Here is a 26,457-nt window from a genome sequence, read left to right as displayed (position 1 = left end):
ATATTCTCCTCTCGACTAGTTTATTCTCGTCCTACAAGAGCTGATCCGAGTCTAATAAATGTCGCTCCTTCTTCAATTGCTACTCGATAATCATTAGACATTCCCATTGAGAGTTCTGTACATGGAGCATAGGGAAGCTGTAAAGCCATTACTGAATCTTTTATTTCTTTTAACCTCCGAAAAATAGGTCTCGTTAATTCAGCATCATCAAAGAAAGGAGCCATTGTCATAAGTCCAATCACTTGGATTCCTTGAAAGGTTGAAAGCTCTTTTATAAAAGGAATGACTTCTTCCGGTGCAAGACCAGACTTTGATTCTTCACCTGAAACATTTACCTGAACGAAACATTTCATTACTTGCCCCTCTTCTAATCGCTTGTCCACTTCTTTGGCAAGTGACAATCTATCAAGAGAGTGAAGGTATTCATACTTTCCAATAATCTGTTTTACTTTTCGAGTCTGCATGGAACCAATAAAATGCCAAATCCCACTCTCATGTAATGCTTCCCACTTTTGCACGGCTCCTTCTACACGATTTTCACCAATATGTATTAAACCTGCATTAAGTGCTTTTTCAGTCGTTTCAACACTTACATATTTTGTAACTGCTACAATTTGAATTGAAGCAGGATTACGTTTAACACGATTGCATACAACTTCAATTTCCTTCTGAATAGAAATCAACTTTTCCTTTACGCTCATTTTCATTCATCACCTTCCAATCGGAAACCAATAAAGCTCATTAATCTTCCTGTCCTCCCAGCTTCAGCACGATGTGAAAACATTCTTTCATCATCAGCTGTGCAGACGGCAGATACAAAGATCTGACCCTGTTTAATTCCTTCTTTTCTCATAAGCTCTTTATTCACTTCTCGTAAATCAAGGAGATATTTTTCATTCGATTGTTTCATATATGGAAGATGAGCTAAATCATTAGGCCAACATTTCTCTACTTCCTTTATCACTTTCTGATCCACTTCATAAGCTAACTGACTTATACAAGGCCCGATTGCTACATGAATATCATTAAGAGGTATCCCTTCTTCAACTGTCCACCTTTTTATCATAGCTGATCCAATATTTTGAACTGTCCCACGCCATCCAGCATGCGCAAGCCCTATAGCACCGTGACTTGGTGCAAAGAAATATAAAGGAACACAGTCAGCATATAAACTTGTTAATAACAAATTTTTCTCAAACGTATACATTCCGTCTGTACTGGCAATAGCCGTGTCAAGATCTTCACTTCCAAATCCAGCTTCAATCTGGGTAACCTTTTTAATGGTAGACCCATGAACTTGTTCTGAACCGATCCATCTAGTCATTGGAAATTGAATGTCATTTGCTAATAGGCGTCGATTCTGCCTGACATTTTCTAGGTCATCTCCGACATGAAATCCTAGATTTAAACTGTTATATGGTTCGTTGCTCTGGCCACCTCTTCTAGTAGAAAAACCAACAATGAGGTGAGGATGGGCTTGTTGCCATTCCTTAATTGTTAAATACCTTTCCTTGGTTTGAACAAAAGGTTCCATCCGACTTCCCCTCCTCCCCTCACTTTACATGAATATAAAGGAAACATTTAGTATATTTTCATTTTATCATAGGACCGCCCATACAAGAAACGACTTTCTTCTTACTTTATCGCTTTCTTGTTGTCGGTACTTGTTCAAAATTCACTGGTTTTCTCCCAAAAGCACTTGGCACTTCAACAAGAATGACATCAGAACCAATTCGAATAATATTTTTCCATGGGACAACAATTTCTTCTGAATCTTTCCCAAATAGCCCCATCATTTTTCCAGAACCATTAATGACCAATGCTTCAATTGCCCCCGTAGATAAGTTGATTTCTAAATCAGTTAAATGACCTAAGCGTTTTCCATTATCCATATTAACAATATCTTTAACTTGTAATTCTGATATTTTAATCATTTTCTTCCCCTCTTTCATAGTATTACGTCTTATACTATATGCGAGGTTGTATAGGTTTTATGAACAAATACTAATCCAAAAAGAGGATGACTCAAAAGGCCTGTCCTTTCTTAGTTATCAGAGTATCTTGTGTGTCGTTTATCACAAGAATTCTGTCTTCTAATTAAGGTGCCTTACGAGTCATCCTCAGTCTAATCTTTTAAATTTGAGCATGTTTATTCATTTGTTGAATGGCTGCTTTTTCTAAGCGAGATACCTGCGCTTGAGATATTCCAATTTCATCTGCAACTTCCATTTGAGTCTTCCCTTGGAAAAACCTCATATTCAATATCATTTTTTCTCGGTCATTCAATCTAACCATTGCTTCTTTTAATGCAATTTCTTCAACCCAATTGACATCTTTATTCCGTTCGTCACTGATTTGATCCATGACGAAAATCGGATCCCCACCATCATTATAAATTGGTTCAAATAGAGATACTGGATCTTGAATCGCATCTAACGCAAAAACAACATCTTCTTTCGGTACATCTAATACCTTTGCAATTTCTTGGACAGTTGGTTCTTTTTCACGTTTTTTTCCTGACATGATCTGATCCCGTACTTGCAACGCTTTATAGGCGATATCTCGTAAAGAACGAGAGACACGGATCGGATTGTTATCGCGCAAATAGCGACGAATTTCCCCTATAATCATAGGGACCGCGTATGTAGAGAATTTAACGTTTTGGCTTAAATCAAAATTATCAATCGACTTCATTAAGCCAATGCAACCTACTTGAAACAGATCGTCAACGTATTCTCCGCGATTGTTGAATCGTTGAATTACACTTAACACTAGACGTAAGTTACCGTTAACTAGAGTTTCTCGTGCGCTTGTTTCACCACTTTGCAATCGCTGAAATAGCTCACGCATTTCAGTGTTCTTAAGAACAGGTAATTTCGAGGTATCTACACCGCAAATCTCAACTTTATTTCGTGTCAATTCTTTCCCTCCTATCGCGGGAGATGATGTCTAAGAAAAGTATCTCCTCAGAAGGGAAAAATATGCACGAGCGTTGTCGAATAAAATAGATCGACATCGCTCGTGCACGTCACGACAATAAAAACAGAATAAAAAAATATTTTCCAGGTGATTTTTTAACAGTGATTAAATTAGAACCTCTTATACAAGTCGTTGCGCGTTCTATCTGAGAAACCCATTCAGATAGAACTTAAAACCATGCAACGGCTTCGCTCAATGCTTAGAGGTTGTTCCAAAAGGTAAAAACCAACCTTTTGGAACAACCTCTTATACCATTTTATTGAATTCCTTTTGTAGTCGTTTGATGATTCGTTTTTCTAGGCGGGATATATAGGACTGTGAGATGCCTAGCATGTCAGCAACGTCTTTTTGTGTTTTTTCTTCATCTCCAGCTAGTCCGAAGCGGAGCTCCATAATTTGTTTTTCACGATCATTTAACGTATGGAGTGCTTTTACCAATAATCTCCTATCTACCTTTTCCTCAATGCCTCTTGTAATGATATCTTCTTCTGTACCTAAAACATCTGAAAGGAGTAATTCGTTCCCATCCCAGTCAATATTTAATGGTTCATCAAACGACACTTCTGATCTTGTCTTATTGTTTCGACGTAGGTACATAAGGATTTCATTTTCGATGCATCTGGATGCGTACGTTGCTAGCTTGATTTTCTTTTCTGGATTAAATGTATTAACAGCTTTGATTAACCCAATTGTCCCAATACTAATTAAATCTTCAATATTGATGCCCGTATTTTCAAACTTACGTGCAATATAGACAACTAGACGTAAGTTTCGTTCAATCAACATTGACCGAACAGCTTTGTCACCAGACGGTAATTTCTTTAATAAAACAGCTTCTTCCTCTTTTGAAAGCGGAGGTGGTAGTGCCTCGCTTCCTCCTATGTAATAGATCTCATCAGATTTCATTCCTAGTCGATACATTAATTTGTACCACCATAAGGTTATCTTTAGCTTTAGCATGTTGTGTGCCTCCTTATTACTGGATTATGCTAGCTTATCAGTGGAAACACCGAGTACTAACTTTGGATGAACGATACACTTAAAAGCTCCATCAGCAGATAATTCTTTATCCTGTAATCCTAGCAGAACATTCTTAGTTTCAAACTGTTCTTCTTTATGATAGATTTTCACTTTGTCTGGCTTTAGACCCGTTAAAAATGGGGAAGATTGCCCAATGACTTTGTATGGAATAATACAAGTTCGTTCTAATAAACGATTATCTTCTTCTTTTTTTAGACCTACATGCTCGTGAATTGTCATCACATGATTGATCGATTCTTCTGTAAAAAAAGGATGAAGCAACGTTGCCTCAATGATCATCACTGGCTTTTTCGATATTGGATCAGATAATTGGTTACCGCTATCAATTAATCCTTTCGTTCGAAATGTATACCCTGAAATGGAAATATCAACATCTACTAGTTGATCGTATTGTACTTGCTTCGTCTCAATTGTTTCAAAACGGTGCTTTGAAAAAAACCAAATTAATGGAAAACCAATCATTACGAACACCCAACTTATCCCGCTACCAAAATAACCCGAGTTTACTTGAAGGATTCCTTCAAATATATCAACCTCGGTCTGCCAAAAGAAATGTAGTGCAAACAATCCACCACCCGTCATAAATGTTACAAAATAAAACATAAGTAAACCTTGTAAAAAGTAGCGCAACCGTCTATACCCAAACGCAATGTAGACAATCACCGCTGAATAAAGAAATTTCATCCATGGCTCATAAAATAAAAATGCAACAGGACTGAACATTAAGAACACAATAAGCGATGCAAATATTGCAGCTAGGATCATTCGAATATGATGGAAACGTCGCTTTAACACTAAAGCCGTTAAAGCAATTAGCAAATAATCGATACAAAGATTCAGTACCCAAATCACATCAATATATAAGGTCATATCCATCCTCACATCCATCGATTTGAAACAAGTATATACCAAATTCTAGTAAGAAGTCTGTCGCTTCATGACAAGCTTGAGGGGGTTATTTTAAGAGATTTTCAGAAAAAATGTCTACTTTTCATGTACGGAAATAATAATGCCTTTTTCGGGGAATATTGGGCAAAAGTAAATTCAGAAAAAATGAAAAGAACTAAAAATAAAAATTCTTTCTTCATATTTAACTTAAGACCTTTGTGTATGATCATTTCCATTAGAAAAAGCTGATTCAAAGTCTGAGACCATGAACCAGCTTTTTAAATTAGCGATTTCTATTTCTACGATTTCGTAAGAAGGTTGGAATATCTAACGTATCCGTTGCTTCTGTCGGTGCAGAGTTTCTTTGCGTATACCGAGTATCTTTTTGTTCTTCTTGAACAGGAGCTTGATTGGCTTGACCTTTTGAAATAGTTGGAGATCCAGATCGTTGTCCAGCATTTTCAACATCATCAAACCCTGTAGCTATAACGGTAACAACTATTTCCTCTTTTAGATTCTCGTTGATTACAGAACCAAAGATCATATTAACCTCTTGGTCAGAAGCGGCTGAGACAATTTCAGCAGCCTCATGAACTTCATATAACGAAAGGTTAGACCCACCAGTTATGTTCATTAAGACACCTTGTGCACCATCAACAGATGTTTCAAGTAATGGACTTGAAATGGCTTTTTTCGCGGCCTCACTTGCACGGTTTTCTCCAGTTGCAATTCCGATTCCCATTAAAGCAGAACCTTTTTCACTCATAATTGTTTTAACATCTGCAAAGTCTAAGTTAATTAGCCCTGGTGTAGCGATTAAATCAGATATACCTTGTACACCTTGACGCAGTACGTTATCTGCTTCTCTGAATGCCTCAAGCATTGGTGTATTCTTATCAACAATTTCTAAAATCCGATCATTTGGAATAACAATTAATGTATCGACTTTCTCTTTTAATGCTTGAATTCCTGTAGCTGCATGTGTAGATCGCTTACGTCCTTCAAACGTAAATGGTCGTGTTACAACACCAACTGTTAGCGCGCCTAATTCTTTAGCAACTTCAGCAATTACAGGTGCTGCACCTGTACCTGTTCCACCGCCCATACCAGCTGTAATAAACACCATGTCGGCTCCTTGTAATACCGCTTCAAGCTGCTCACGACTTTCTTCAGCAGCTTTTTTACCGATATCAGGATTTGCTCCTGCTCCTAATCCGCGCGTTAATTTACCTCCTAGCTGTAATTTAGCTTCAGCTTTTGATAAATGAAGAGCTTGAGCATCGGTATTTACCGCAATAAACTCTACTCCTTGCAATCCATTTTCTATCATTCGGTTAACGGCATTACTACCACCACCGCCAACTCCAATTACTTTAATTTGTGCTAATTGTTCCATATCCATTTCAAACTCTAACATGTAAGGTCCCCCTAATCAGACTATATCCCGTTTCCGTATCATTCTATTCAAAAAAGACTTTAAACCAGTTCTTCATTTTCCCTTTAGTTTTAGGTTTTTCATTTTTACTACCTGTTTGTGACTCGTTTCGATTTTGCTTCGGTTCTTGATGAGATTCAGTAGAAGTTACAGCAGCAGCAACTTCCTTTCCTTGAACCTTTACATTTTTATAAGCGAATTGGATAAGCCCAACCCCAGTAGTGTATTGAGATTCACGTACACCTAAATAATCAGGAACAGCAATTCTAACGTTTCCTGGCAATAATTCACTAGCTAATTCTAAAACACCTGGAGTCATTACAGTTCCACCTGTTAAGACATATCCACTAGGAAAATCTCGATAACCTAAACGAGTAATTTCTCGATAAATAAGTTCGAACATTTCCTCCACCCTTGGCTCGATAATCTGAGCGAGTTCAAACTGCGTACACTCTTCAGACTCCGCCCTGCCAATAGTTGTTACTTCGAAACGCTCTTCCTGAGAAGCATCATCGATATAGGCATGTCCATGCTTTGTTTTAATTCGCTCTGCTTCTTCAGTAGAAATTCGTAGGCCAATCGCAATATCATTTGTAATATGATCGCCACCAAATGGAAGAACAGTTGTATTCTGCAATGTTCCTTGCTCGAAAACAGAAATCGTAATTGACCCACCACCAATATCAACTAAGCAGACACCTAAACTTTTCTCATCTTTTGATATTGCAACAGAACTAGATGCTAATGGTTGCAAACAAATATCAGCAACTTGTAATCCTGCACGCTCCACGCAACGAAGCAGATTATGTAAAACCGTCTTCGACCCTGTAATAATCATACCTTCCATTTCAAGCCTAACACCAATCATACCACGAGGATCATTGATTTCATCTAAACCATCGACAATAAATTGTTTTGGAATAACATCAATAATTTCACGTTCTGGTGGAATCGAAACGACCTGAGAAGCATCAATAACACGCGAAATATCTTCATCTCCAATTTCTCGATCAGAACTTGAAACCGCAACTACACCGTGACAAGGCTGGAGTTGAACGTGATTACCATTCACTCCGACAATCACTTGCTTTATTGAAAGTCCTACCATCCGTTCGGCTTGCTCCACTGCTCTTCGGATGGATTGAACTGTCTCATCAATATCAACAATTGAACCTTTTTTTATCCCCTCAGAGTTCGATTTCCCAACTCCAATAATATTCATCGTTCCATTTGACATTTCACCAATGATCACTCTGACATTGGATGTACCGATGTCTAAACTGACGTAAATCTCGTTGCTGTTCAATCTATGGCACCTCCTCGTGTAATCCATCGCGTCAATATAATTCACAACTATAATCTCTCTTTAGAATTAGCGATTCTTAGAATTTCATAGACTCTAGACTAATTCAACATTAGATATAGTTATCCCTTTTATAAATGGCGACTTTCTGAAATTTTTAGTGATTTTTCATAAGATTTCATAGTTCAATTTTTTTATCTACTATTTTGATGGTTCGCTTGCCATTTAGATAGCAACATTCTGCGAATAACAGCAATATTATTAAATAAACGAACACCGAATGCAAAAATGGCTGCTAAGTATAAGTCTACACCAAGATGGACACCTAGAAAAGCCAAACCTGCTGCTAAAAGTATATTAAAGAAAAAACCAGACAAAAAGACACTTGATTCAAACGTTTCTTGTAAATATGCACGTATACCACCAAACAGCGTATCCAAAGCTGCTAATACAGCAATTGATAAGTAGTTTGAGTATTCGGCCGGAACTCGAAATTCTGTCATTAAACCTAACAAAACCCCTATTATTAACCCAACAATCGGTAACCACACGATTACCCCTCCTTCACTTCTTCCATATAACGAACTCGTCGCGTCTGATCGTATGCTGGAATCTCCACTTCGTCAACCATTTCAACAGTTAAGGAGAACCCTCTAATTTCCAAATACTCTAGTGAAGCTGATACGACCATTTGATTGTGCAAGCTCTCAGATTTATCAGAAAGTACTTTAACTTGAAGTGGAAGAGGCGGTAAGCGTCGGTTGTTTAAATACGTTATCTCATTTACATCTCGAAAAGCTGATGTTGAAATGATACGTTCATTTCCTACAGCGATTTCCTCTGCACCATAAATATTTAGTTCATTAACTAAATATCGCATTACTTCAGAAGGTGGAGTCCGTTTTGATTGACCGAAAAATTGGTCATGATATAACGAATCAATTGTTATGATCAGCCCTTCTCCACTTAATTGTTCAAGCCCTGCGTTGATACGTAACTCTTCGACTTGCTGTGTAAGAACGTCGATAAGATCTTCTTCCCTATTTTCTGCAGACCTTTCATATTGCAGTAATAATGCCTGCGCTTTGTCAATTTCACTATTCAATTGTTGGCGCCTCTCTTGCTCTGCCTGCAACTCTCTTCGTAACTCAAGAATATCTCTTGTGTCTCTAATAACGGGTTCTTGAGTTGATTGGAATTGGACAGCTAACATAAAACCAATGATACAGGTCACGATCATAAAGATCCATTGCATATTCAAGATTTCATCACCCTCTCTCTGACAAATAAGGGTCTAATGTAATCATATTTTTCTTTTGAATCCTTACGGTAATCTCATCATTAACTAATTGATACTGTACCCCACCTGGTAACGTCAGAGCGGATTCCAGATGATCTGGATCCCCAATTCCTGTAATCAAAAAAGGGGCCGATGACGTATTGCCATCTACTCTTATAACCGGTCCAGTACACTGAATATATGATTGATGCGAGATTCTGTAACCATTGATTGCTACAGCTTCAGCACCTGCAACAAACAACTCGTGAACAACTCGCTGAATGTGAAATTCGTGTACAATATAATCATTTGGATTCGCACCATCAGGCATGTAATCTGCATCTTCTAATGCTATTTCGATACCTGGACCTTCTACTTCGACCTGTCCTACGATTTTCCTTAAGCGTTCAATGTCTTCTAATAAATTTTGAGCTTTTACTTCTTTTTCTTCGTCCATTGAAGCTAGGTTACTTTCAAGGTCTCTTACTTGTGCTTGGAATAACCTTAAATCTTCTTGTAATTTTCGATTTGTCGTTTGCTCCATAATAACTTGGTTTCTAAGCTCATCTTCAAGTTCCCATTGCCGCTCTATCCCTGGCTGAAGAGGCGAACTTCTTTCACTCGTTATTTCATAACTCAGTGCTAAGATAAAGCCAGTAACAAGCAAGACGAAGGATAGAATGATATGTTTACCCTTCACCTTCAATATCTGTTTCCTCCTCCACTTCTAATTCTTCAAAATAAGGACTCATTCTCATGTGGAGAATTCCTTTTTTGTTTGGATCTAACTCCTTAACAATAGAAGGGTAGGGAGCCAGATTTTCTGAAAGGTTTCTAATTGACGTATGAACTTCAATACCATCTGTCATATAAAGAACGATGGAAAGAGCATCGTTGTCTGTTGGCTTATAATACACCTCTGAAATTCGTTCAATTAAGCGGCTCGATATTTTTTGCAATTCAGCTGATAATTCTGCTAATACCTCACCTTGTGTGAAATCAAGTAAAAATGGAGCATCCGATGGAAATTTATTTTTAGGTAATTCGTCTAAGTATTCACCAGTCTCAAGAATGGGAAAATATTTATCATCTCGATAAAGATAACCAATTCTAGAATACTCCTCAACTGAAATCCTCACTGTACTCGGGAATTGTCTATCAATACTAACATTAGCAATTTCCTTATGAGCCAGTAAACGGTCTGTTACTGCTTCTTTTTCTAAATTCCACATGCTTGTCCCATTATTGATTTTACTTAATTTAATGATATCAGCTTCAGAAACAAAATAATTGCTTTTAACATCTACATTTCTAACATGGCTTAATGGAGATTGAAAATAGACCATCAGTAAAAGGAGTAAGAAAAAGAAAGATAAAAAAAACAGCAAACGCCGATTAGCACGCTGCTTCCGTTGCTCTTTTAGCGATGGAATTCGTTCATTAATTGTGACGACTTTTTCCTTACTCATATTTACTCCTCCGACTACTCTTGCCATCCTTGTAAAAGTAACCATTCTTAAACTAGAAAAGCCTCCTTCCTCCCCTATAAAACGAAAGGAAGGACACCCCTTACTCGATCTTACTATTTTCTTAATTGTAACATATTCACTTCTGAAATTAATCTATTTTAATCGTTTTCTTTTGGGCGACCAATCATTTCTACTTCCGTCTCAATATCTATGTCATATTTTGTTTTTATTGTCTGCTTAACATGGTTAATTAAATCAAGTACATCTTGTGCTTTCGCATTTTCGATGTTAACAATAAAATTGGCATGCATCGTTGATATCTGCGCTCCACCAATTTGAAATCCCTTTAATCCAGCCTCTTCAATTAATTGACCAGCATAATTCGGAAGTGGATTTCGAAAAACACTTCCACATGTTGGATGCTTCCATGGTTGAGAATCTCGCCGGTAATCTTTATTGGCTTGCATATGCTTGACGATCTCAGCTTTATCTCCTTTTTCTAATTGAAAGACAGCCTCAACACAAATGCCCTTTTCTCTCTGGAGACGAGATGTTCGGTAGGAAAAGTCCATATCTTCCCCTTTAATCCATTCAAGACGTCCATCTGGAAAAAGAACTAAGGCTTTTTTGAGAATGTTTGAAACATCTGATCCGTGTGCTCCAGCATTCATAAAAACCGCCCCACCTACAGATCCAGGTATACCTCCAGCAAACTCAAGACCAGCAAGTCCTTCACGACTTATAACAGTAGCTAGCTTAATAAGAGGATAACCCCCACCTACCTGAATGGTATCGTCCTTAATCTCAAGATGGTCCATTCCTTTTCCTAACTTTATAACAACTCCTTCAATCCCTCCATCTGCAACTAACAAATTTGATCCCCTGCCTATAACTCGCCAAGGAACACCATATAATCCAATAAGATCCATTAGTTTCTTCACGCTCTCTACATGATCTGGTTCAACTAATACATCTGCCGGTCCCCCGATTTTCCATGTTGTGTGATTAGAAAGGGGTTCATTTTCTTTTACAATGCCAATATTTTCTTGTTTTACTTTTTCAATAAATGGTTTCATATTTTGTTCCCTCTTTTCATGCTACAAGAAGTTAAACTATCTATTTTCACAGTATGCACATGCCTATTTATCGTGAAACGTCTATCAGAACTTGATAGACATTTCTAGCCGCATGCGGAACACCTAATTCTAGTGATGCACGATTCATTTCATCCCATTTTCCTTTCACGGAAAAAACATGATCAATATCTTTAAGTAATGTCTCTCCGCTCATTTCTAGCTCTTTTCGCACAATTGCTGCTCCATTCACTTTTAGAGCATTCGCATTTTTCTCTTGATGATTATTTGTAACATATGGACTCGGTATTAAGATACTCGGCAAACCGAGTGCAGTAATCTCAGCTAATGTCGTAGCTCCTGCACGAGCAACAATTAAATCAATTGCCCCTAATACATCTGGCATATTATGAATAAACGGTTTTATAATCACATTCCTTGATTGTTCAACTTCATTTACCTTTTCCATGACGGCATCATAGTGAACAGAACCCGTAACATAGACTACTTGGTAATTCTTTTTTGACCATTCTCCAATTACTGAAAGAAATGCATCATTAATCGGTCTAGCCCCTCTGCTCCCCCCTACAATCAAGACCGTTTTCTTAGTTGTATCAAGACTAAGTGAAGCTCTACCTGCTTCTCTATCAATATTTAAGACATCCGAGGCTCTTGGATTACCAGTAAAAACAACTTTTTCCTTTGGGAAGAATTGTTTTGCTTCTTCAAAACAGACCGCAATACGATCAACATACTTACTTAAAAACTTATTTGTTAAGCCTGGAACACTGTTTTGTTCATGAATCACAGTTGGTATATTTAACTTTGCTGCCGCATAAACAACAGGGCCGCAAACATATCCACCTGTGCCGATGACAACATCTGGTTTAAAGTTTTGTATTAATTTCTTTGCTCGTTTGGTTCCCGTTAGAAAACGTGTGATCGTTTTAATATTTTCAATTGATAATTTTCGTTTAAATCCCGATATATGTATTGTCTCGAATGGGATGTTCTCTCTTGGAACAATCTCCGCTTCTAGTCCACGAGACGTCCCTATGTACAGAATTTCTGCACCTTCATGTTTCTTTTTTATTTCTTTAATTAACGATAAGGCGGGATAAATATGGCCTCCTGTGCCTCCTCCACTTACAACTACTCTCATCGGCTTCCTCCCAAATAATTGATTACTAGTGCATGTTCAAAAAGAGGTATTTAATAGCTTCATTCATTGCTATGAGGCTGTTCAATTGGATAAAGGGAACACTTCCCTTTTTGAACAACCTCTACTACCATTTTATCATGAACAGAACTTGTATTATACACGAATCCTGCTAGTTTTTTCATCATTCCACTTTCTTTCACACTTTCACATGGATCAAGACTATTTCTTATGAGTATTTTCCTAATAGTGGGGCCGCTGCATCTTTTAGGCCTATACTTAAGTGACTTTTTCAGAATAAGCGAGTAGCATGTGGAGCATTACAACCACTTTTTTGAACACGAACTTATAAGACAGTCAAGGAACTCATGCTTATTATAGGGTTTCACAATTTTTCTTTCTTACCTTACATAACGACTAATATTTAACAACACACCAATTGAGACTAGCATTAACGTTAGAGATGATCCTCCATAACTAAGCAACGGAAGCGTGATTCCTGTGACTGGCATTAAACCTGTTACTACACCGATATTAATCATGACTTGAATCGCAACCATCGAGATAATTCCAACTGCTAAGAAGCTCCCGAATAAATCTGGCGCCCCTAAAGCAATTCTAATTCCTCTCCAAAGTAATATCCCAAATAAGAAGAGAACGATGAAGCCCCCAATAAATCCAAGTTCTTCAGATAAAATAGCAAAGATGAAGTCTGTCTGGGGCTCAGGCAAGTAAAAGTATTTTTGTCTACTTTCTCCAAGGCCCATTCCCATTAAGCCCCCAGGACCTATTGCATAAAGAGACTGGATAATTTGAAAGCCGCTTCCTAAAGGGTCTGACCAAGGATCTAAGAATGAAGTGATTCGTTTTATCCGGTAAGGAGCAGATGCAATTAAAGCAACAAATCCAGCTAAACCAGCAATCCCTAACCATGCAAAATGACTGAGACGAGCCCCCGCAACAAAGATCATAATGACAGATGTTCCAACCATGACAGCACCTGTACCTAAATCTGGTTGCAACATAATCATTCCAAAAGCAACCATAACAAGAACAAGGGAAGGAACAAGACCATTTTTAAAGGAAACAATTTTCTTTTGATTTTCAGATAAGTACTTTGCCAAAAAGGCAATCATAGCCATTTTCATAAATTCAGAAGGTTGAATTGAAAAGGCTCCAATCCCCAACCAACTTCTTGCACCACCACGAACGAGCCCGACACCGGGTATTAAAACGATGACCAACAAAATAAAGCAAACAATTACGATGACTTTTGACCAAGTACGCCATGTCCAATAATCAACACGCAACATAAATAGCATAGTCATGACCCCTACTCCAGCAAAAAACAGCTGTCGCTTGGCAAAGAAAAAAGAATCATCAAATCTGTAATTTGCCCATGCAGCACTTGCGCTATAAACCATTATTAACCCAATCACCAAGAGCGCAATCGTTGTAAACATCAGTACATAATCTGGCGCTGTTTTCACTTTTGGCATTTCATACACCTCATCTAACAGGAATTAAGTTATAGAGTTGATCAAAAGGTCGGTCTTCCTTTCTTCAATATCTTGAAATACAAGTTTTCTAAATTCGACTGTACAACCCCTCAACTTAAACGTATGCATGAAGTGTTCAAAACATGTCCATCACTAAGTCTTAAATGAACTCCCAGCAGTAGTATTGAAATTTCCAATTGGGCATAAAAATACTAAGTTGTTTCTACGCAAAAAAGCCAACTCCAAAGAGATGGCTTCTTATTGCAAAGAATTCGCATAAAGATTTGTGAAGAGAAGAAAATCGTTTATACTCCTTTATATTCCTAAGTGTTCAACCGCTTGTACAAAACGCTCTCCCCGTTCCTCAAACGTCTTAAATTGATCCCAACTTGCACAAGCTGGTGAAAGCAAAATGACATCTCCTCGCTCAGATTGTTCATATGCACTCTTTACTGCATCTTCAATTGACTGAGCAAAAAGAATTGTATCGACATTGGCTTTTTTCGCTGTTTTTGCAAGTTTTTCTTTCGTCTGTCCGAATGTAACAAGTGCTTTTACATTGCTTAATGAGGAAACTAAATCGTCAAACTCATTCCCTCTATCTAATCCGCCGGCTAACAAAATAATAGGTTGATCAAATGCTTCTAAAGCTTTTTGAGAAGCTAAAATATTCGTGGCCTTCGAATCATTGTAAATACGTCTGCCATTAAACTCTTTAACATATTGCAAACGATGCTCTACGCCACTAAATGTTGTCAGAACATGGTTAATTTGTTCTATCGTCGCTCCCATTATTAGGGCTGCTCCAATTGCCGCTAAGATATTCTCAAGGTTATGGGCGCCAGGTAATACAATTGAATCTACTGAGACAATTCTTTGTTGATCATAATAAATTGCCCCGTTTTTGATATACAAACCAGCATCTAGCTTTTTTGTAACAGAGAAGGGAATAAGCGTTGCAGAACTAGTCTCTGCCACTAGGACAACATCTTCATTATCTGCATTAAAGACTAAGAAATCCTCTTTTGATTGATTAGCTGTTATTTTCGCTTTTGCATAGCGATACTCATCCTTTGTTCCATGATAATCAAGATGCGCATCAAATAAATTTAAAAAGACGCTAACTTTTGGCTTAAAGGTTTCAGTTCCAAGCAACTGGAAACTAGACATTTCTAGCACAATGATATTTTCAGATGTTGCCTTCTCTGCTACCTCACATGCCACAGTACCAATATTCCCAGCTATTAGAGGCTCTTTCTTACTGCCAATTAACATTTCATAAATAAGCGTTGTTGTTGTTGTTTTCCCGTTTGAACCGGTAATGGCCACAATTTCAGCCTTACTAATAATCGAAGCTAATTCAACTTCGGTTACGACAGTTAACCCTTTCCTTAACGCTTCACTGACAATCGGATTAGAATATGGGATTCCAGGATTTTTAACAACAAAGTCAAACGCTTCATCCAATAATTCAACAGGATGATGACCGCAAATAACCCGGATGCCGAGTTTCTCTAATTCTTTTGCCTTTTCATTCTCTTCATAAGGCTTTGAATCATTCACAGTTACAATAGCATCAAGTTTAGAAAGAAGCTTTGCTGCCGCTTCCCCACTTTTCGCTAAACCTAGTACTAAGATTTTTTTTCCTTTAAATTGTTCTTGTGACTTCATTTACAACCACACCTCTAAATAGATTCCTAAGCAAGCAAAAATCATACCGACAAACCAAAATGTCACGACAACACGCCATTCAGACCAACCTGAAAGTTCATAATGATGGTGAAGAGGACTCATTTTGAATACCCGTTTCCCTCTCGTTTTAAATGATATAACTTGAATAATAACCGAAAGAGTTTCAATAACGAAAACCCCACCGATTAAAACAAGCAAAATTTCCATTTTCGTCATAATGGCAATCGCTGCAATCGCTCCACCTAATGCTAATGACCCTGTATCCCCCATAAAGACCTTGGCTGGGTGGGCATTAAACACTAAAAATCCAAGTACCGAACCGACGATTGCTGCACTAAAAATCGAAACATCAATAAAACCTGCATGCCATGCAAGAACTGCAAAAGCACCAAAAGCGATTGCTCCTGTTCCAGCAAGCAGCCCGTCTAACCCATCCGTTAAATTTACAGCATTTGATGCTCCAACTAACATGATAATAATTAGTGGTAAGTATAACCAACCTAGATCAATCGAATAACTAGTAGCAGGAATCGTAATTTCAGTGGAAAAATCCATTTGAATTAGGCCGATATAAAATAAAACTGAAATGAGTAATTGCCCAACTAATTTTTGTTTCGAAGTTAATCCAAGATTCCGTTTCAAGACAACTTTTATAAAGTCGTCTAAAAATCCAACTAAGCCAAACCCGACTGTTACGAGTAGCAATAATAGAATTTCTTGGCTAAAAGCTAAAAAACGAGTTGATATAAATAAAGTCGTCGCCAAAACGGTAAGGACAATGACAATTCCTCCCATTGTTGGGGTTCCACTTTTCTTTTGATGTGATTTTGGACCTTCCTCACGAATGCTTTGCCCAAATTTAAGTCTTCTTAAAAAAGGGATAAAAAGCGGAGACAGGAGGACAGCAATTAGAAATGAAAGCAGTAAGGTAAGAAGTAAAACGCGCTCTAACATCACTGATCATTCCTCCTTTCTTTTCAATGAATGACCTATCCTTTGTTACTTATTAAAGGTTGATACGTCAATCTATTCTATTTTTATTGTTATCATTCAATCTATTCTTATATGTCAATCACTACAAGAAAATATCATTTGCACCCTTTTACTTGTTTAACAGACTATCATTAAAATCCGATCGTTCTAAAATTCCTTCACGAGCTACTTCACGATCGTCAAAATGATTCGTCGTATCACCGATTATTTGATACGTTTCATGACCTTTTCCTGCTATTACGATGATGTCGCCTTTTGCGGCCTCTTTTATTGTTTGTTTGATTGCCTGCTTTCGATCAAGAATCACTTCAAATTGCCCTTTCCGAACGCCAGCAACCATGTCTTGAATAATTTTTTTGGGATCTTCCGAACGAGGGTTATCTGAAGTAAAGATAGCACGATCTGCATAGTCACTTGCAATTTTTGCCATAACTGGTCTCTTTGTCCGGTCCCTGTCTCCTCCGCACCCAACAATGGCGAAAATACGATGTGTCGCAAAGTCTTTTACTGTTTTTAACACATTTTCTAGACTGTCCGCTGTATGTGCATAATCAACAATGACAGTAAAATCTTGCCCCTCATCTACCGCTTCAAATCGGCCCGGTACCCCTTTTACTTGCTCTAAGCTTTTTTTAATATCTTTAAGCTTTACATTTGAAACTAAAGAGGCTGCGGTAGCTGCAAGTGCATTGTATACACTGAACATTCCAATCAGTTGAAGTGATATCGATTCACGTTCTCCAAATGCATCAATGTCAAACGTTGTTCCAGAAGGAGTTATCCTAATATTTGTCGCCATAACGTCAGCTTTTCCTTTTACGCCATATGTAACTACATCTACTGTTGTTAACCGGGAAAACTCTATCGATGCAGGATCATCACCATTTAGCACCGCTACTTTATCTGTAAACGTATTACCAAGTTGAGCAAATAAAAGGCCTTTTGCATAAAGGTAAGCTTCCATCGATTCATGATAATCCAAGTGATCTGGTGTCAAATTCGTAAACACAGCGACATCAAAGTCACAGCCCCGAACTCTCCCTAGGTGAAGTGCGTGTGACGACACTTCCATCATCACTGTATCAACTTGTTCTGCTAGCATCTCTTTAAATAGCTGCTGCAATGGCAATGATTCAGGCGTCGTGTTTTTTGTCTCATACTGCTTAGCCCCAACTTTTGTGTACATCGTACCAATTAAACCTGTTTTTCTTTTGGCATCCTGCATTACTTTTTCAATGAGATGTGTTACGGTCGTTTTTCCATTTGTTCCTGTAACCCCAATTAGATGAAGTTTTTCCGTTGGATTGTCATAGTAGTGACAAGCAAGCTTTGCCATAGCTCGTTTTGTGTCTGGTACAATTATTACAGGGACCGACACAGAGAGAGGGCGTTCAGCGATAATAGCGACCGCCCCTTGATTTACTGCCTGTTCAGCAAAATCATGTCCATCTACTGTATACCCTTTTATACAAATAAATACAGTACCCGCTTTTACTTTTCTAGAATCCATTTCAAGAGACGTAACTTCAGGATTTACACCAACCGTAATTTTTTGAAAACGTAATGATAAAAGTAACTCTTGTAGCTTCATAATTCTTCAGACCTCTCAATCCATCCATATCACAATATAGCGTTCAAAAATTCGCCATTCCCTTTTGGACAATGTTGACCATTTTTCCAAACACCTTAATTATTTTAGACGTTTTGTCCTTATTTGTCACCCATATAAAGTCGGATTGTTGAACCCTCTGTTACTTTGACTCCCGGTTCAGGTGATTGCGCTAGTACATGACTACCTTCACCGTCTGCTTCAACTTTTAATTCATAGTAAGATTCATGAATCTCTCGCTTCGTTCGACCTATTAAATCAGGGACTTCAATTAACGGGGTATCTGTCCAAGTTAGTTCTTTCTCAATTTGACCTTCACGCTTTTCAACCCCCATCGCCAGCAAGCTATCTCCAATAATATTACCGACAATCGGCGCTGCTACAACTCCACCAAATTGCAACGTATTTTTCGGATTGTCAATCGCGACATATACAACAATTTGCGGGTCATCAGCAGGTGCAAATCCTATAAATGAGACGATGTGATTATTTTCTAAATAACGGCCATCTTTTGCTTTTTGAGCTGTCCCTGTTTTTCCACCCACTCGATATCCATCCCGAAAAGCTCCTTTACCAGATCCTAACGCAACAACATGTTCAAGAGCATAACGAACTTCTTTTGAAGTTTGTTCTGAGACAACGCGTCGCTTCATGATAGGAGATTGTTTCTCAACGACTTCACCAGTTAAAGGATCGACCCATTCTTTTGCTAAGTATGGTTGATATAAGTATCCTCCGTTAATCGCAGCAGAAACTGCTGCCACTTGTTGAATCGGAGTAACAGCTACCCCTTGACCAAAAGCAGTAGTCGCTTGCTCAAGGGGGCCAACACGATCTCGGTTAAAAAGAATACCAGTTGCTTCTCCTTGTAGGTCAATTCCTGTTTTTTGACCAAAACCAAAGTCTTCAATGTAATCAAATAATCTATCTTTCCCTAACCTTTCTCCAAGTACAACAAATCCAGGGTTACAAGAATTTTGTACAACTTCTAAAAACGTTTGGTGTCCATGACCACCTTTTTTCCAACATCGCAAATTTCTTCCAGCCACTTCAATATAACCAGGGTCATTAAATGTATCTTTCTCAAGGTCTACTTCTCCCTCTTCTAAAGCAGCTGCAAGAGTAATAATTTTAAATGTTGAACCCGGCTCATATTGCATCCAAACTGGTTTATTTTGGTTATATATATCCGGGGTTACATTCCGAAAGTTTTCCGGATCATAATGTGGTCTGCTACTCATCCCCAATACTTCACCTGTATTTGGATTCATGGCAATTGCAATGGCACCATCCGGGTTATAAGTTGCTTCAGCAATATCTAACTCCCGCTCTATTGTTGTTTGCACACGACTATCAATCGTTAACCGTAAATCAAGCCCGTTTAAAGGTGCTGTGTACTCATCTGCAAGATTCGGCATTCGATTTCCCTTGGCAGTGGAAAAAAACGATACATGGCCACTAGTCCCTTTCAACTCTTCTTCATAGTATAACTCAAGACCCGTCAACCCTTGATTGTCAATCCCAGCAAAACCCAATACATGCGATAGATAACTTCCAAATGGGTAGTGTCTTTTGCTATCTTCGGCAATATAAACCCCTGCTAAACGTAACTCACGTACTTCACTTGCCTTTTCTTTTGTCACCTTTCTACCTTCAGGATTGATTCGTACAATGGACTTATTCTTTGTTACATACTCATAGGCTTTCTTATGATCCATATCCAAAACCGACGCTAATTTCTCCGCTGTATCGGCTGGATCTCTTACTTGTCTTGGAACGACAAGAATCGATGGTGCACTCACATTCGTTGCTAAGACTACATCATTCCGATCACGAATTTCCCCTCTTTTCGCTTCAAAAGGTACATCCCTACTCCATGAGTCTTCAGCTCGATCCGTTAACCAATCACCTAATGCAAACTGAACATAGCCAAGCCTCAAAGCAATAATGATAAAAATAGCCAGTCCCAAAAAAAGTACAATGATTAGTCGTTTACGTACTGTTACGTTAGAAACTCGCACTGTAATACCTCCTGCATACATTTCATATCAGCTTGATTAAACGTATGCTTGTACGTTACTAGATAGAACAAGTGCTATAGCTTCTTCCTCCTTATTCTCCTGTTTGTTCAGTTGATTGTTCAGATGTCTCTTCCTCCAAAACATCTTCACTGCTATTAGGCTCGAGCTCAACTACCACATAATCACCTTTTCGTATCGTAGATCCCGGTTCTAAACTTTGAGTTCTTACATACCCATTCCCAAAAAAAGTCGGAGTAAGTTCCATAACTTGGGCAAACCTTCTAACATCACGATTTGACCAGCCCGTTAAGTCAGGCATTTGAAATTTCTCACTATCTGTTCTAACGAAAAGGCGCTCTCGAGGTAACATCCCTTTTCCAGAGAGAGGTTGTTGAGATTCAACGGTAGAACCTGAACCGAGTAAAACTAAATTAATTTCTTCAGCTTTAAGACTTTCCTTCACTTCTGGAACTGAACGACCAACATAATTTTCCGTCTCGAAGCCCGTTTCTATTTCTTCAACAATTTCTTCAACTGAAGGTGTAATATTTAAGTATTGTAAACTATGCTTCATAATCGTGTTGAAAATCATGGATGTCGGAGCCGAACCTGCTTCATCTAACTCTAACTGCGGTCGATCTATCGCTACGTACACAATGACTCTAGGATCGTCTTTAGGCGCCATTCCTAAAAATGAAAAAATATTCCCTCCATGACCTTGTATATAGCCAGGTCCACTAGGATTACTAATCTGAGCCGTACCTGTTTTTCCAATCACATTGAATCCATCTAAATGATATGGGTGACCAGTACCAGCTGAAGAAGAAACAACCCCTTCAAGAAGATCTTTCACTTGAGTGGCGGTATCTTTTGATATCGGTTCTCCTACAACTTCAGCCTCATTCTTCTGAACGACCGTATTCGTATTTGAATCTACTATACGATCAATCATATACGGCTTCATCATTTTCCCTTCATTTGCTATCGCTGTTGCAGCTTGAATTTGTTGAATAGGGGTCACAGCAGTACCTTGCCCGTATGCAGTAGTTGCTAATTCAACTGGTCCTCTTTTTGCTATTAAACTGTCTGCCTCATTGGGTAGATCAATTCCTGTTTTTTGATCAAAACCAAATTTTTGTAAATACTCATATAGTTTTTCTGGTCCTAATTTTTCTAAGACTAATTTAGCCATCGCTACATTCGACGACCTGTAAAACCCTTCATCAAATGAAATTGCACCCCAACCTTGCGCTTTATTATGATCTCCTATTCTCCGATCAGCCACTTGAATCGTACCAGATTGATAGAGTTCATCCCCTGAATAAACCCCTTCTTCAATAGCAGCAGCAACAGTAAACATTTTCATCGTGGAGCCCGGTTCAAACCGATCAGATATTGCGTAATTTAAATAGTTTGTAATTTGCTCGTACTGATTTGGATTAAAACTTGGACGATTGCTCATCCCTAGTATCTCACCTGTTTTTGGATCAGCAACAATCGCAATCATTTTTTCAGGATTGTATTCTTCCTCGACTTGAGTCATTACCTGCTCAAGTGCTGTTTGGATATTTGAATCCAGTGTTAAGTACACATCGTGTCCGTTTTTGGCTGGTGTAATATGTTGATTAGGATTTAGCAAAGGGAGTCCTTTACGGTCTCTTTGATAGCTAATGGAGCCATCCTCAGCTTTTAACAGCTCATGTAAACTTCTCTCAAGACCCATTCTTGCCTCTCCCATATCTCTTTCAGTGTAACCTATAACATGAGAGGCATATGTTTGTTTTGGGTAATACCGCCTTGGTTCATCTCGAAAATAGATTCCATCTAGCTCTAAATCAAGAATCGCTCTCATTTGTTCATGAGTCATATTTTTAGCGCCTAACCCTAGCTCAATTTGAAATTTATCACTTGCTTTTCCATTTTCTAAAGCCTTTGCCAAAGCATCTTCATCCATATTAATATGTGGAGCAAGTAAGCTTGCTGTTTTTTCAATGTCTCTTACATAACTACGGTAATTTTCATCTAACACCGCATATACAGTATACGAGTTGAGTTCTTGTGCGATCGCACTTCCCATGCGATCATAAATGGTTCCACGAACTCCTTCTATTTCCCTTGTTATCGTCCATCTCTCTTCCCCAAGCGCTTGTAAATTTTGTCCGTCTATTTCCTTTGTCGTTTGAATATAAATAATTCGACCAAGTAAAATAAAAAACAACACTAGTACAACGCCTAACAACAAAACCGCTCTCTTGTTTGTGACAGATCTTTTTATTTCCAACGTTTTCACCTCTTTATCTACTATGCCATAGGTGAGATTCGATTACAGCGTTACAAATTATACCATTTTAAGAGTTACTTCAAGAAGTCCATCAATTTTCTCCTGTTTTGAAACACTCTCTTAGCTGAAAAAACTAGCTCATCGCTGAACTAGTTTTGCACGACTTTCACCTTATTATCATCAAGGGACATCCCAAGTTTCTCTGAAGCTATATGTAAAATACGATCTGGCGCACTCAGTTCAGCTACTTGTAATGTTAACCCCTCGTTTAACTGTGTTTGCTGATTGATTGTTTGTTCTAATTGATAAACTTCTTGGTTTGCACTGTAAAGAGTTGCGTAATTATGAACCATCACTCCTAGTACGATAAAAATGATCAACGTAACCAACCCAACAATCGCTTTTTCACCAACGGTTATCGGGTTACGAACACGACGTACACGCGTTCTAGTTTGTATCTTCCTCTGTTCTTGTTCTTGAAACTTACGCGCTACCATACTCAATTTTACTCCCCCTTATCGTTTTTCTGCCACTCTCAATTTTGCTGATCGTGATCGATTATTCGCTTCTAGTTCCTCATTTGAGGCTACAATCGGTTTCCTTGTAATCAATTTTAAAATTGGTTCATGACCTTCTGGAATAATCGGCAAACCCGGTGGAAGATCTGGACCCTTACTTTTTTCTCGAAACACTTCTTTACAGAGCCTATCTTCTAATGAATGGAACGTGATGACAGAAATCCGCCCCCCTGAAGCTAGTAAAGAGATTGAATCCTCTAAAGCATCTTCGAAAGCTCCTAATTCATCATTGACAGCTATTCTAATGGCTTGAAATGTCCGCTTGGCAGGATGTCCACCAGTACGTCTAGCCGGGGCTGGAATCGCTTCTTTTATGATTTCCACAAGTTCCCCTGTTGTCTCAATCTTTTTCTTGTTTCGATGCGCTTCTATCTTCCTGGCAATATGCTTGGCAAACTTTTCTTCTCCATACCTTGCTATGATTTTGAGAAGTCGTTCAAACGGCCATTCATTTACAACTTGATAAGCTGATAACTCTGCTGTTTGATCCATCCTCATATCAAGAGTAGCATCTTGATGGTAGCTAAACCCACGCTCTGCATCGTCTAGTTGAGGACTCGATACTCCAAGATCAAATAATATCCCATCTACCTTCGTAACTCCTAGCTGTTCTAGTTCACGTTTTAAATATCGAAAATTACTTTTAATAAATGTTACTTTTCCTGCGTAAACCTGCAATTGCTCTTTTGCATGCGCTAATGCTTTGCCATCTTGGTCAAATGCATAAAGATGTCCATCTTCCCCCAGTTGTGCCGCAATTAAGGATGAATGTCCAGCACCACCCAATGTACAATCCACATAAATCCCATCTGGTTTGATGTTTAGTCCATCCACTGATTCTTGTTTTAACACCGTAATATGATGAAACATTTCACTACCTCCAAAGGCACTCTCTACAAATCAAAATCTACAATATTTTCAGCAATTTCACTAAATGATTCCTCTGATTCAGCGAAATAATCTTCCCAAATCGTTTTACTCCAAATTTCCACTCGATTGGAAACTCCAATCACAACGCACTCCTTTTCAAGTTGTGCATATTCCCTAAGTGGAGAGGCTATATTTACTCTCCCCTGTTTATCTATTTCACATTCAGTCGCGCCAGAAAAGAAAAATCTCGTAAACGCTCGTGCATCTTTCTTAGTAAAGGGCAGGGTTTTTAATTTGTCCTCGAGCTTCTTCCACTCTTCCTGTGGATAAACAAATAAACAACGATCAAGCCCACGGGTCACAACAAAAGACGAGCCTAAATCATCCCGAAACTTCGCCGGAACAATCATACGACCTTTCTCATCTACGTTATGGCGATATTCACCCATAAACATCGCTTACCCATCTCCCCCCACTTACTACCCTTAAGTTACCACATTCCTCCACTTCGCACCACAATAATTTTTTGAATTATCCACAACAAAAAAAAACCCACCATAAGGCAGGATCTTTTATCCACATTTCGACGGAAAAACATAACACAAATTTACAAATAGACGATTTTATGCTTGTCGCTAACCGACATCTCCATTGACAACAATCGCCTGAATCCATCCTCTCCGATGACATTCATCAACATAATCGGATGAATTATGCGCTCTTGGGCACGATTTAACGGCGTGAGCCAGTGCCCTGTTTCTGTAAATTTCGAAAGGGTATGCTCATGGCTTTGTCGAACAAAATGTTTCATCTTTTTTTCCATGAAATTTATTTGATCATTCATTATAGCAAGGTTTTTCTCGCCTAACTTAGCTAACGTCGGATCCATTTCCTCTGCAAGTTGACGTATTGGGTAATGATTACTTGCCAATTCATTCCTAACCTTATCTATCACCTCACTGACCGGAAATGATGTTGCTTCCTCAAGCCAAGCCTCACACACTTCTTCCATTTCCCCTTGTAAAAACGGTTTAATGTCATAATTCATTTCCACCAACCACTTTCCAATATGTCGTGGAATAAATGTCAGTTGAATTCGCGGTATTACAGGAGGCATTTTCACATTAAAATGAGCAAAGACTTCTTTTAGCGTAGCCCAATACAATAATTCACCAGGACCAGACACAAATGACAGAACCGGTAACAACCATTCTTGCATCAAAGGTCTTGTTACAACATTATTACTAAATCTTTCCGGGTTTTTAGTTAGAATGTTTGTTAATTCCTCTTTTGTATATGTTACATCTATTCCCTTTACAGAAAAAACACCTTCCTGATAGTCAAGTCGTTTCCGCTCCCCATTTATCTCAAAAAACAAATGAGCATTTTTATCATCTGTTACAATCGGCTCACCATAACCAGCTTTTAAAAATGCATGTGCGCCTTCTTGCTGGGCACTTTGAACACATTCAACATCTCGAATTAATCGCATAAAATAGTCAACTTCTAACTTTCTAATTGCCGGATCATGAGCATCTAATAATAACAAACCTTCTTTTCCAAAAAACCAATTCATCACTTTCCGAAAAAAATCAACAAATGTCGTCGATTGACTGGAAAAAAAAGTAACTTTATCAAGTAACGATTTCGTATAAGCTGTTTCAGGCAACGTAGCAAAAATCTCTTGTAACCACTTTTCTATTTCTGCTGAATCTAGTGAAAGAGAGGACGCAGATGCAATTGGGATATTGTCATGATACAAATGCTTTTTCCATCGTCCTATTTTCTTTTTGTAAACAAACCGTATTTCATCAACATCGTGATCTTCTCCTGCAATCCAGAAAATCGGAATGACAGGTAAATTTAGTTTTTCTTCCTGTTGTTTCGCTAATATGATAATAGACATTGCTTTATAGACCGTATACAAAGGTCCAGTTAAAAGACCAGCCTGCTGCCCGCCGACAACGACCATTGAGTTGGGTTTACGTAGCTTCTCTATTTGAACGTGCGCTCGATCTTCATAGTCAAGAGACGAGTGAACAGACGTTAGATAATCTGCCACCTCGTTCCGTTTATATGTTCTTGTTAAGATGTTATCGACTCTTTTTTTATATTTATCCGTATCACTATATGAATAATCAAAAAAATCTTCGTTCACTTTTCTTCCGCTTATATACTCACTCATAAAACCAGTATTAGATGTTAAGTTGATTTCTCTTACTTCCATATGTATAGACGTCCCTTCGTATTACTAAATTCCTTTCCATCATAGCAAAGTACAAGCAATT

At 38.3% G+C, this 26,457-nt stretch carries 25 protein-coding genes; all 25 read right to left on the bottom strand.

What is annotated here, in order from left to right:
* Nucleotides 1-20: 20 nt before the first annotated feature.
* Nucleotides 21-701, bottom strand: a complete 681-nt coding sequence (locus SAZ04_RS01675) for a YggS family pyridoxal phosphate-dependent enzyme (RefSeq protein WP_332690619.1) — start codon at nt 699-701, stop codon at nt 21-23.
* Nucleotides 702-703: 2 nt separating this feature from the next.
* Nucleotides 704-1,534, bottom strand: coding sequence for a peptidoglycan editing factor PgeF (pgeF, locus tag SAZ04_RS01670; RefSeq protein WP_332690075.1), 831 nt, complete (start codon nt 1,532-1,534; stop codon nt 704-706).
* Between the two features lie 106 nt (nt 1,535-1,640).
* A complete protein-coding gene (locus SAZ04_RS01665; RefSeq protein WP_332690072.1) occupies nt 1,641-1,934 on the bottom strand; it encodes a YlmC/YmxH family sporulation protein in 294 nt (97 codons plus the stop codon).
* Nucleotides 1,935-2,133: 199 nt separating this feature from the next.
* Nucleotides 2,134-2,919, bottom strand: a complete 786-nt coding sequence (gene sigG / locus SAZ04_RS01660; protein WP_332690069.1) for an RNA polymerase sporulation sigma factor SigG — start codon at nt 2,917-2,919, stop codon at nt 2,134-2,136.
* A 306-nt stretch (nt 2,920-3,225) separates the two neighbouring features.
* The gene (gene sigE / locus SAZ04_RS01655; RefSeq protein ID WP_332690066.1) at nt 3,226-3,939 is read right to left on the bottom strand and encodes an RNA polymerase sporulation sigma factor SigE; all 714 of its coding nucleotides are present in this window, start codon (nt 3,937-3,939) and stop codon (nt 3,226-3,228) included.
* A 24-nt stretch (nt 3,940-3,963) separates the two neighbouring features.
* Complete coding sequence (spoIIGA, locus tag SAZ04_RS01650) at nt 3,964-4,890, bottom strand: sigma-E processing peptidase SpoIIGA (protein ID WP_332690063.1); 927 nt, start codon at nt 4,888-4,890, stop codon at nt 3,964-3,966.
* 301 nt (nt 4,891-5,191) lie between these two features.
* A complete protein-coding gene (gene ftsZ / locus SAZ04_RS01645; RefSeq protein WP_332690060.1) occupies nt 5,192-6,325 on the bottom strand; it encodes a cell division protein FtsZ in 1,134 nt (377 codons plus the stop codon).
* Between the two features lie 43 nt (nt 6,326-6,368).
* The gene (ftsA, locus tag SAZ04_RS01640) at nt 6,369-7,649 is read right to left on the bottom strand and encodes a cell division protein FtsA (RefSeq protein WP_332690057.1); all 1,281 of its coding nucleotides are present in this window, start codon (nt 7,647-7,649) and stop codon (nt 6,369-6,371) included.
* Between the two features lie 191 nt (nt 7,650-7,840).
* Nucleotides 7,841-8,197 (bottom strand): small basic family protein, encoded by a 357-nt coding sequence (locus tag SAZ04_RS01635; RefSeq protein WP_332690054.1) that lies wholly within the window; start codon nt 8,195-8,197, stop codon nt 7,841-7,843.
* A 2-nt stretch (nt 8,198-8,199) separates the two neighbouring features.
* Nucleotides 8,200-8,901, bottom strand: coding sequence for a DUF881 domain-containing protein (locus tag SAZ04_RS01630; RefSeq protein WP_332690616.1), 702 nt, complete (start codon nt 8,899-8,901; stop codon nt 8,200-8,202).
* Nucleotides 8,902-8,914: 13 nt separating this feature from the next.
* On the bottom strand, nt 8,915-9,631 hold the full coding sequence (locus SAZ04_RS01625) for a DUF881 domain-containing protein (protein ID WP_332690051.1): 717 nt from the start codon (nt 9,629-9,631) through the stop codon (nt 8,915-8,917).
* Nucleotides 9,615-10,394, bottom strand: a complete 780-nt coding sequence (locus SAZ04_RS01620; RefSeq protein ID WP_332690048.1) for a cell division protein FtsQ/DivIB — start codon at nt 10,392-10,394, stop codon at nt 9,615-9,617. The genes SAZ04_RS01625 and SAZ04_RS01620 overlap by 17 nt, the downstream gene beginning before the upstream one ends.
* A gap of 158 nt (nt 10,395-10,552) precedes the next feature.
* Entirely contained in the window at nt 10,553-11,470 is a 918-nt protein-coding gene (gene murB, locus SAZ04_RS01615; protein WP_332690045.1) for a UDP-N-acetylmuramate dehydrogenase, read from the bottom strand.
* Nucleotides 11,471-11,537: 67 nt separating this feature from the next.
* On the bottom strand, nt 11,538-12,629 hold the full coding sequence (gene murG / locus SAZ04_RS01610; RefSeq protein WP_332690042.1) for an undecaprenyldiphospho-muramoylpentapeptide beta-N-acetylglucosaminyltransferase: 1,092 nt from the start codon (nt 12,627-12,629) through the stop codon (nt 11,538-11,540).
* 59 nt (nt 12,630-12,688) lie between these two features.
* Nucleotides 12,689-12,814 (bottom strand): hypothetical protein, encoded by a 126-nt coding sequence (locus SAZ04_RS01605; RefSeq protein ID WP_332690039.1) that lies wholly within the window; start codon nt 12,812-12,814, stop codon nt 12,689-12,691.
* 213 nt (nt 12,815-13,027) lie between these two features.
* The gene (spoVE, locus tag SAZ04_RS01600; RefSeq protein ID WP_332690036.1) at nt 13,028-14,125 is read right to left on the bottom strand and encodes a stage V sporulation protein E; all 1,098 of its coding nucleotides are present in this window, start codon (nt 14,123-14,125) and stop codon (nt 13,028-13,030) included.
* Between the two features lie 315 nt (nt 14,126-14,440).
* Nucleotides 14,441-15,796, bottom strand: a complete 1,356-nt coding sequence (gene murD / locus SAZ04_RS01595) for a UDP-N-acetylmuramoyl-L-alanine--D-glutamate ligase (RefSeq protein WP_332690033.1) — start codon at nt 15,794-15,796, stop codon at nt 14,441-14,443.
* The gene (mraY, locus tag SAZ04_RS01590) at nt 15,797-16,771 is read right to left on the bottom strand and encodes a phospho-N-acetylmuramoyl-pentapeptide-transferase (protein ID WP_332690613.1); all 975 of its coding nucleotides are present in this window, start codon (nt 16,769-16,771) and stop codon (nt 15,797-15,799) included.
* A 148-nt stretch (nt 16,772-16,919) separates the two neighbouring features.
* Nucleotides 16,920-18,401, bottom strand: a complete 1,482-nt coding sequence (locus tag SAZ04_RS01585; protein WP_332690030.1) for a UDP-N-acetylmuramoyl-L-alanyl-D-glutamate--2,6-diaminopimelate ligase — start codon at nt 18,399-18,401, stop codon at nt 16,920-16,922.
* A gap of 119 nt (nt 18,402-18,520) precedes the next feature.
* Nucleotides 18,521-20,440 carry a stage V sporulation protein D gene (locus tag SAZ04_RS01580; RefSeq protein ID WP_332690027.1) on the bottom strand — a complete coding sequence of 640 codons (1,920 nt, stop codon included), beginning with the start codon at nt 20,438-20,440 and terminating at the stop codon, nt 18,521-18,523.
* A 91-nt stretch (nt 20,441-20,531) separates the two neighbouring features.
* A complete protein-coding gene (locus SAZ04_RS01575) occupies nt 20,532-22,721 on the bottom strand; it encodes a penicillin-binding transpeptidase domain-containing protein (RefSeq protein ID WP_488803315.1) in 2,190 nt (729 codons plus the stop codon).
* A 149-nt stretch (nt 22,722-22,870) separates the two neighbouring features.
* Nucleotides 22,871-23,218: a cell division protein FtsL gene (ftsL, locus tag SAZ04_RS01570; RefSeq protein ID WP_332690610.1), complete on the bottom strand. Its 348-nt coding sequence runs from the start codon at nt 23,216-23,218 to the stop codon at nt 22,871-22,873.
* Between the two features lie 18 nt (nt 23,219-23,236).
* Nucleotides 23,237-24,169, bottom strand: a complete 933-nt coding sequence (gene rsmH, locus SAZ04_RS01565) for a 16S rRNA (cytosine(1402)-N(4))-methyltransferase RsmH (protein WP_332690021.1) — start codon at nt 24,167-24,169, stop codon at nt 23,237-23,239.
* A gap of 23 nt (nt 24,170-24,192) precedes the next feature.
* Nucleotides 24,193-24,624 (bottom strand): division/cell wall cluster transcriptional repressor MraZ, encoded by a 432-nt coding sequence (mraZ, locus tag SAZ04_RS01560; protein ID WP_332690018.1) that lies wholly within the window; start codon nt 24,622-24,624, stop codon nt 24,193-24,195.
* 152 nt (nt 24,625-24,776) lie between these two features.
* A complete protein-coding gene (bshC, locus tag SAZ04_RS01555) occupies nt 24,777-26,396 on the bottom strand; it encodes a bacillithiol biosynthesis cysteine-adding enzyme BshC (protein WP_332690015.1) in 1,620 nt (539 codons plus the stop codon).
* Nucleotides 26,397-26,457: the final 61 nt, after the last annotated feature.

The sequence above is a fragment of the Halalkalibacter lacteus genome (genome assembly GCF_036663595.1).
In the GTDB taxonomy this organism is placed as follows: Bacteria; Bacillota; Bacilli; order Bacillales; family Bacillaceae_D; genus Halalkalibacter; species Halalkalibacter lacteus.
The sequence above is the reverse complement of the archived record's forward strand: the minus strand, read 5'-3'. Positions and strand labels throughout refer to the sequence as shown.

Bases quoted from the DNA above. Each gene is read 5' to 3' on its own strand.
- SAZ04_RS01675 (WP_332690619.1), bottom strand. From the start codon at position 701: ATGAGCGTAAAGGAAAAGTTGATTTCTATTCAGAAGGAAATTGAAGTT.
- pgeF (WP_332690075.1), bottom strand. From the start codon at position 1,534: ATGGAACCTTTTGTTCAAACCAAGGAAAGGTATTTAACAATTAAGGAA.
- SAZ04_RS01665 (WP_332690072.1), bottom strand. From the start codon at position 1,934: ATGATTAAAATATCAGAATTACAAGTTAAAGATATTGTTAATATGGAT.
- sigE (WP_332690066.1), bottom strand. From the start codon at position 3,939: ATGCTAAAGCTAAAGATAACCTTATGGTGGTACAAATTAATGTATCGA.
- spoIIGA (WP_332690063.1), bottom strand. From the start codon at position 4,890: ATGACCTTATATATTGATGTGATTTGGGTACTGAATCTTTGTATCGAT.
- ftsZ (WP_332690060.1), bottom strand. From the start codon at position 6,325: ATGTTAGAGTTTGAAATGGATATGGAACAATTAGCACAAATTAAAGTA.
- SAZ04_RS01630 (WP_332690616.1), bottom strand. From the start codon at position 8,901: ATGCAATGGATCTTTATGATCGTGACCTGTATCATTGGTTTTATGTTA.
- SAZ04_RS01620 (WP_332690048.1), bottom strand. From the start codon at position 10,394: ATGAGTAAGGAAAAAGTCGTCACAATTAATGAACGAATTCCATCGCTA.
- murB (WP_332690045.1), bottom strand. From the start codon at position 11,470: ATGAAACCATTTATTGAAAAAGTAAAACAAGAAAATATTGGCATTGTA.
- murG (WP_332690042.1), bottom strand. From the start codon at position 12,629: ATGAGAGTAGTTGTAAGTGGAGGAGGCACAGGAGGCCATATTTATCCC.
- SAZ04_RS01605 (WP_332690039.1), bottom strand. From the start codon at position 12,814: ATGATGAAAAAACTAGCAGGATTCGTGTATAATACAAGTTCTGTTCAT.
- spoVE (WP_332690036.1), bottom strand. From the start codon at position 14,125: ATGCCAAAAGTGAAAACAGCGCCAGATTATGTACTGATGTTTACAACG.
- murD (WP_332690033.1), bottom strand. From the start codon at position 15,796: ATGAAGTCACAAGAACAATTTAAAGGAAAAAAAATCTTAGTACTAGGT.
- mraY (WP_332690613.1), bottom strand. From the start codon at position 16,771: ATGTTAGAGCGCGTTTTACTTCTTACCTTACTGCTTTCATTTCTAATT.
- SAZ04_RS01585 (WP_332690030.1), bottom strand. From the start codon at position 18,401: ATGAAGCTACAAGAGTTACTTTTATCATTACGTTTTCAAAAAATTACG.
- ftsL (WP_332690610.1), bottom strand. From the start codon at position 23,218: ATGGTAGCGCGTAAGTTTCAAGAACAAGAACAGAGGAAGATACAAACT.
- rsmH (WP_332690021.1), bottom strand. From the start codon at position 24,169: ATGTTTCATCATATTACGGTGTTAAAACAAGAATCAGTGGATGGACTA.
- mraZ (WP_332690018.1), bottom strand. From the start codon at position 24,624: ATGTTTATGGGTGAATATCGCCATAACGTAGATGAGAAAGGTCGTATG.
- bshC (WP_332690015.1), bottom strand. From the start codon at position 26,396: ATGGAAGTAAGAGAAATCAACTTAACATCTAATACTGGTTTTATGAGT.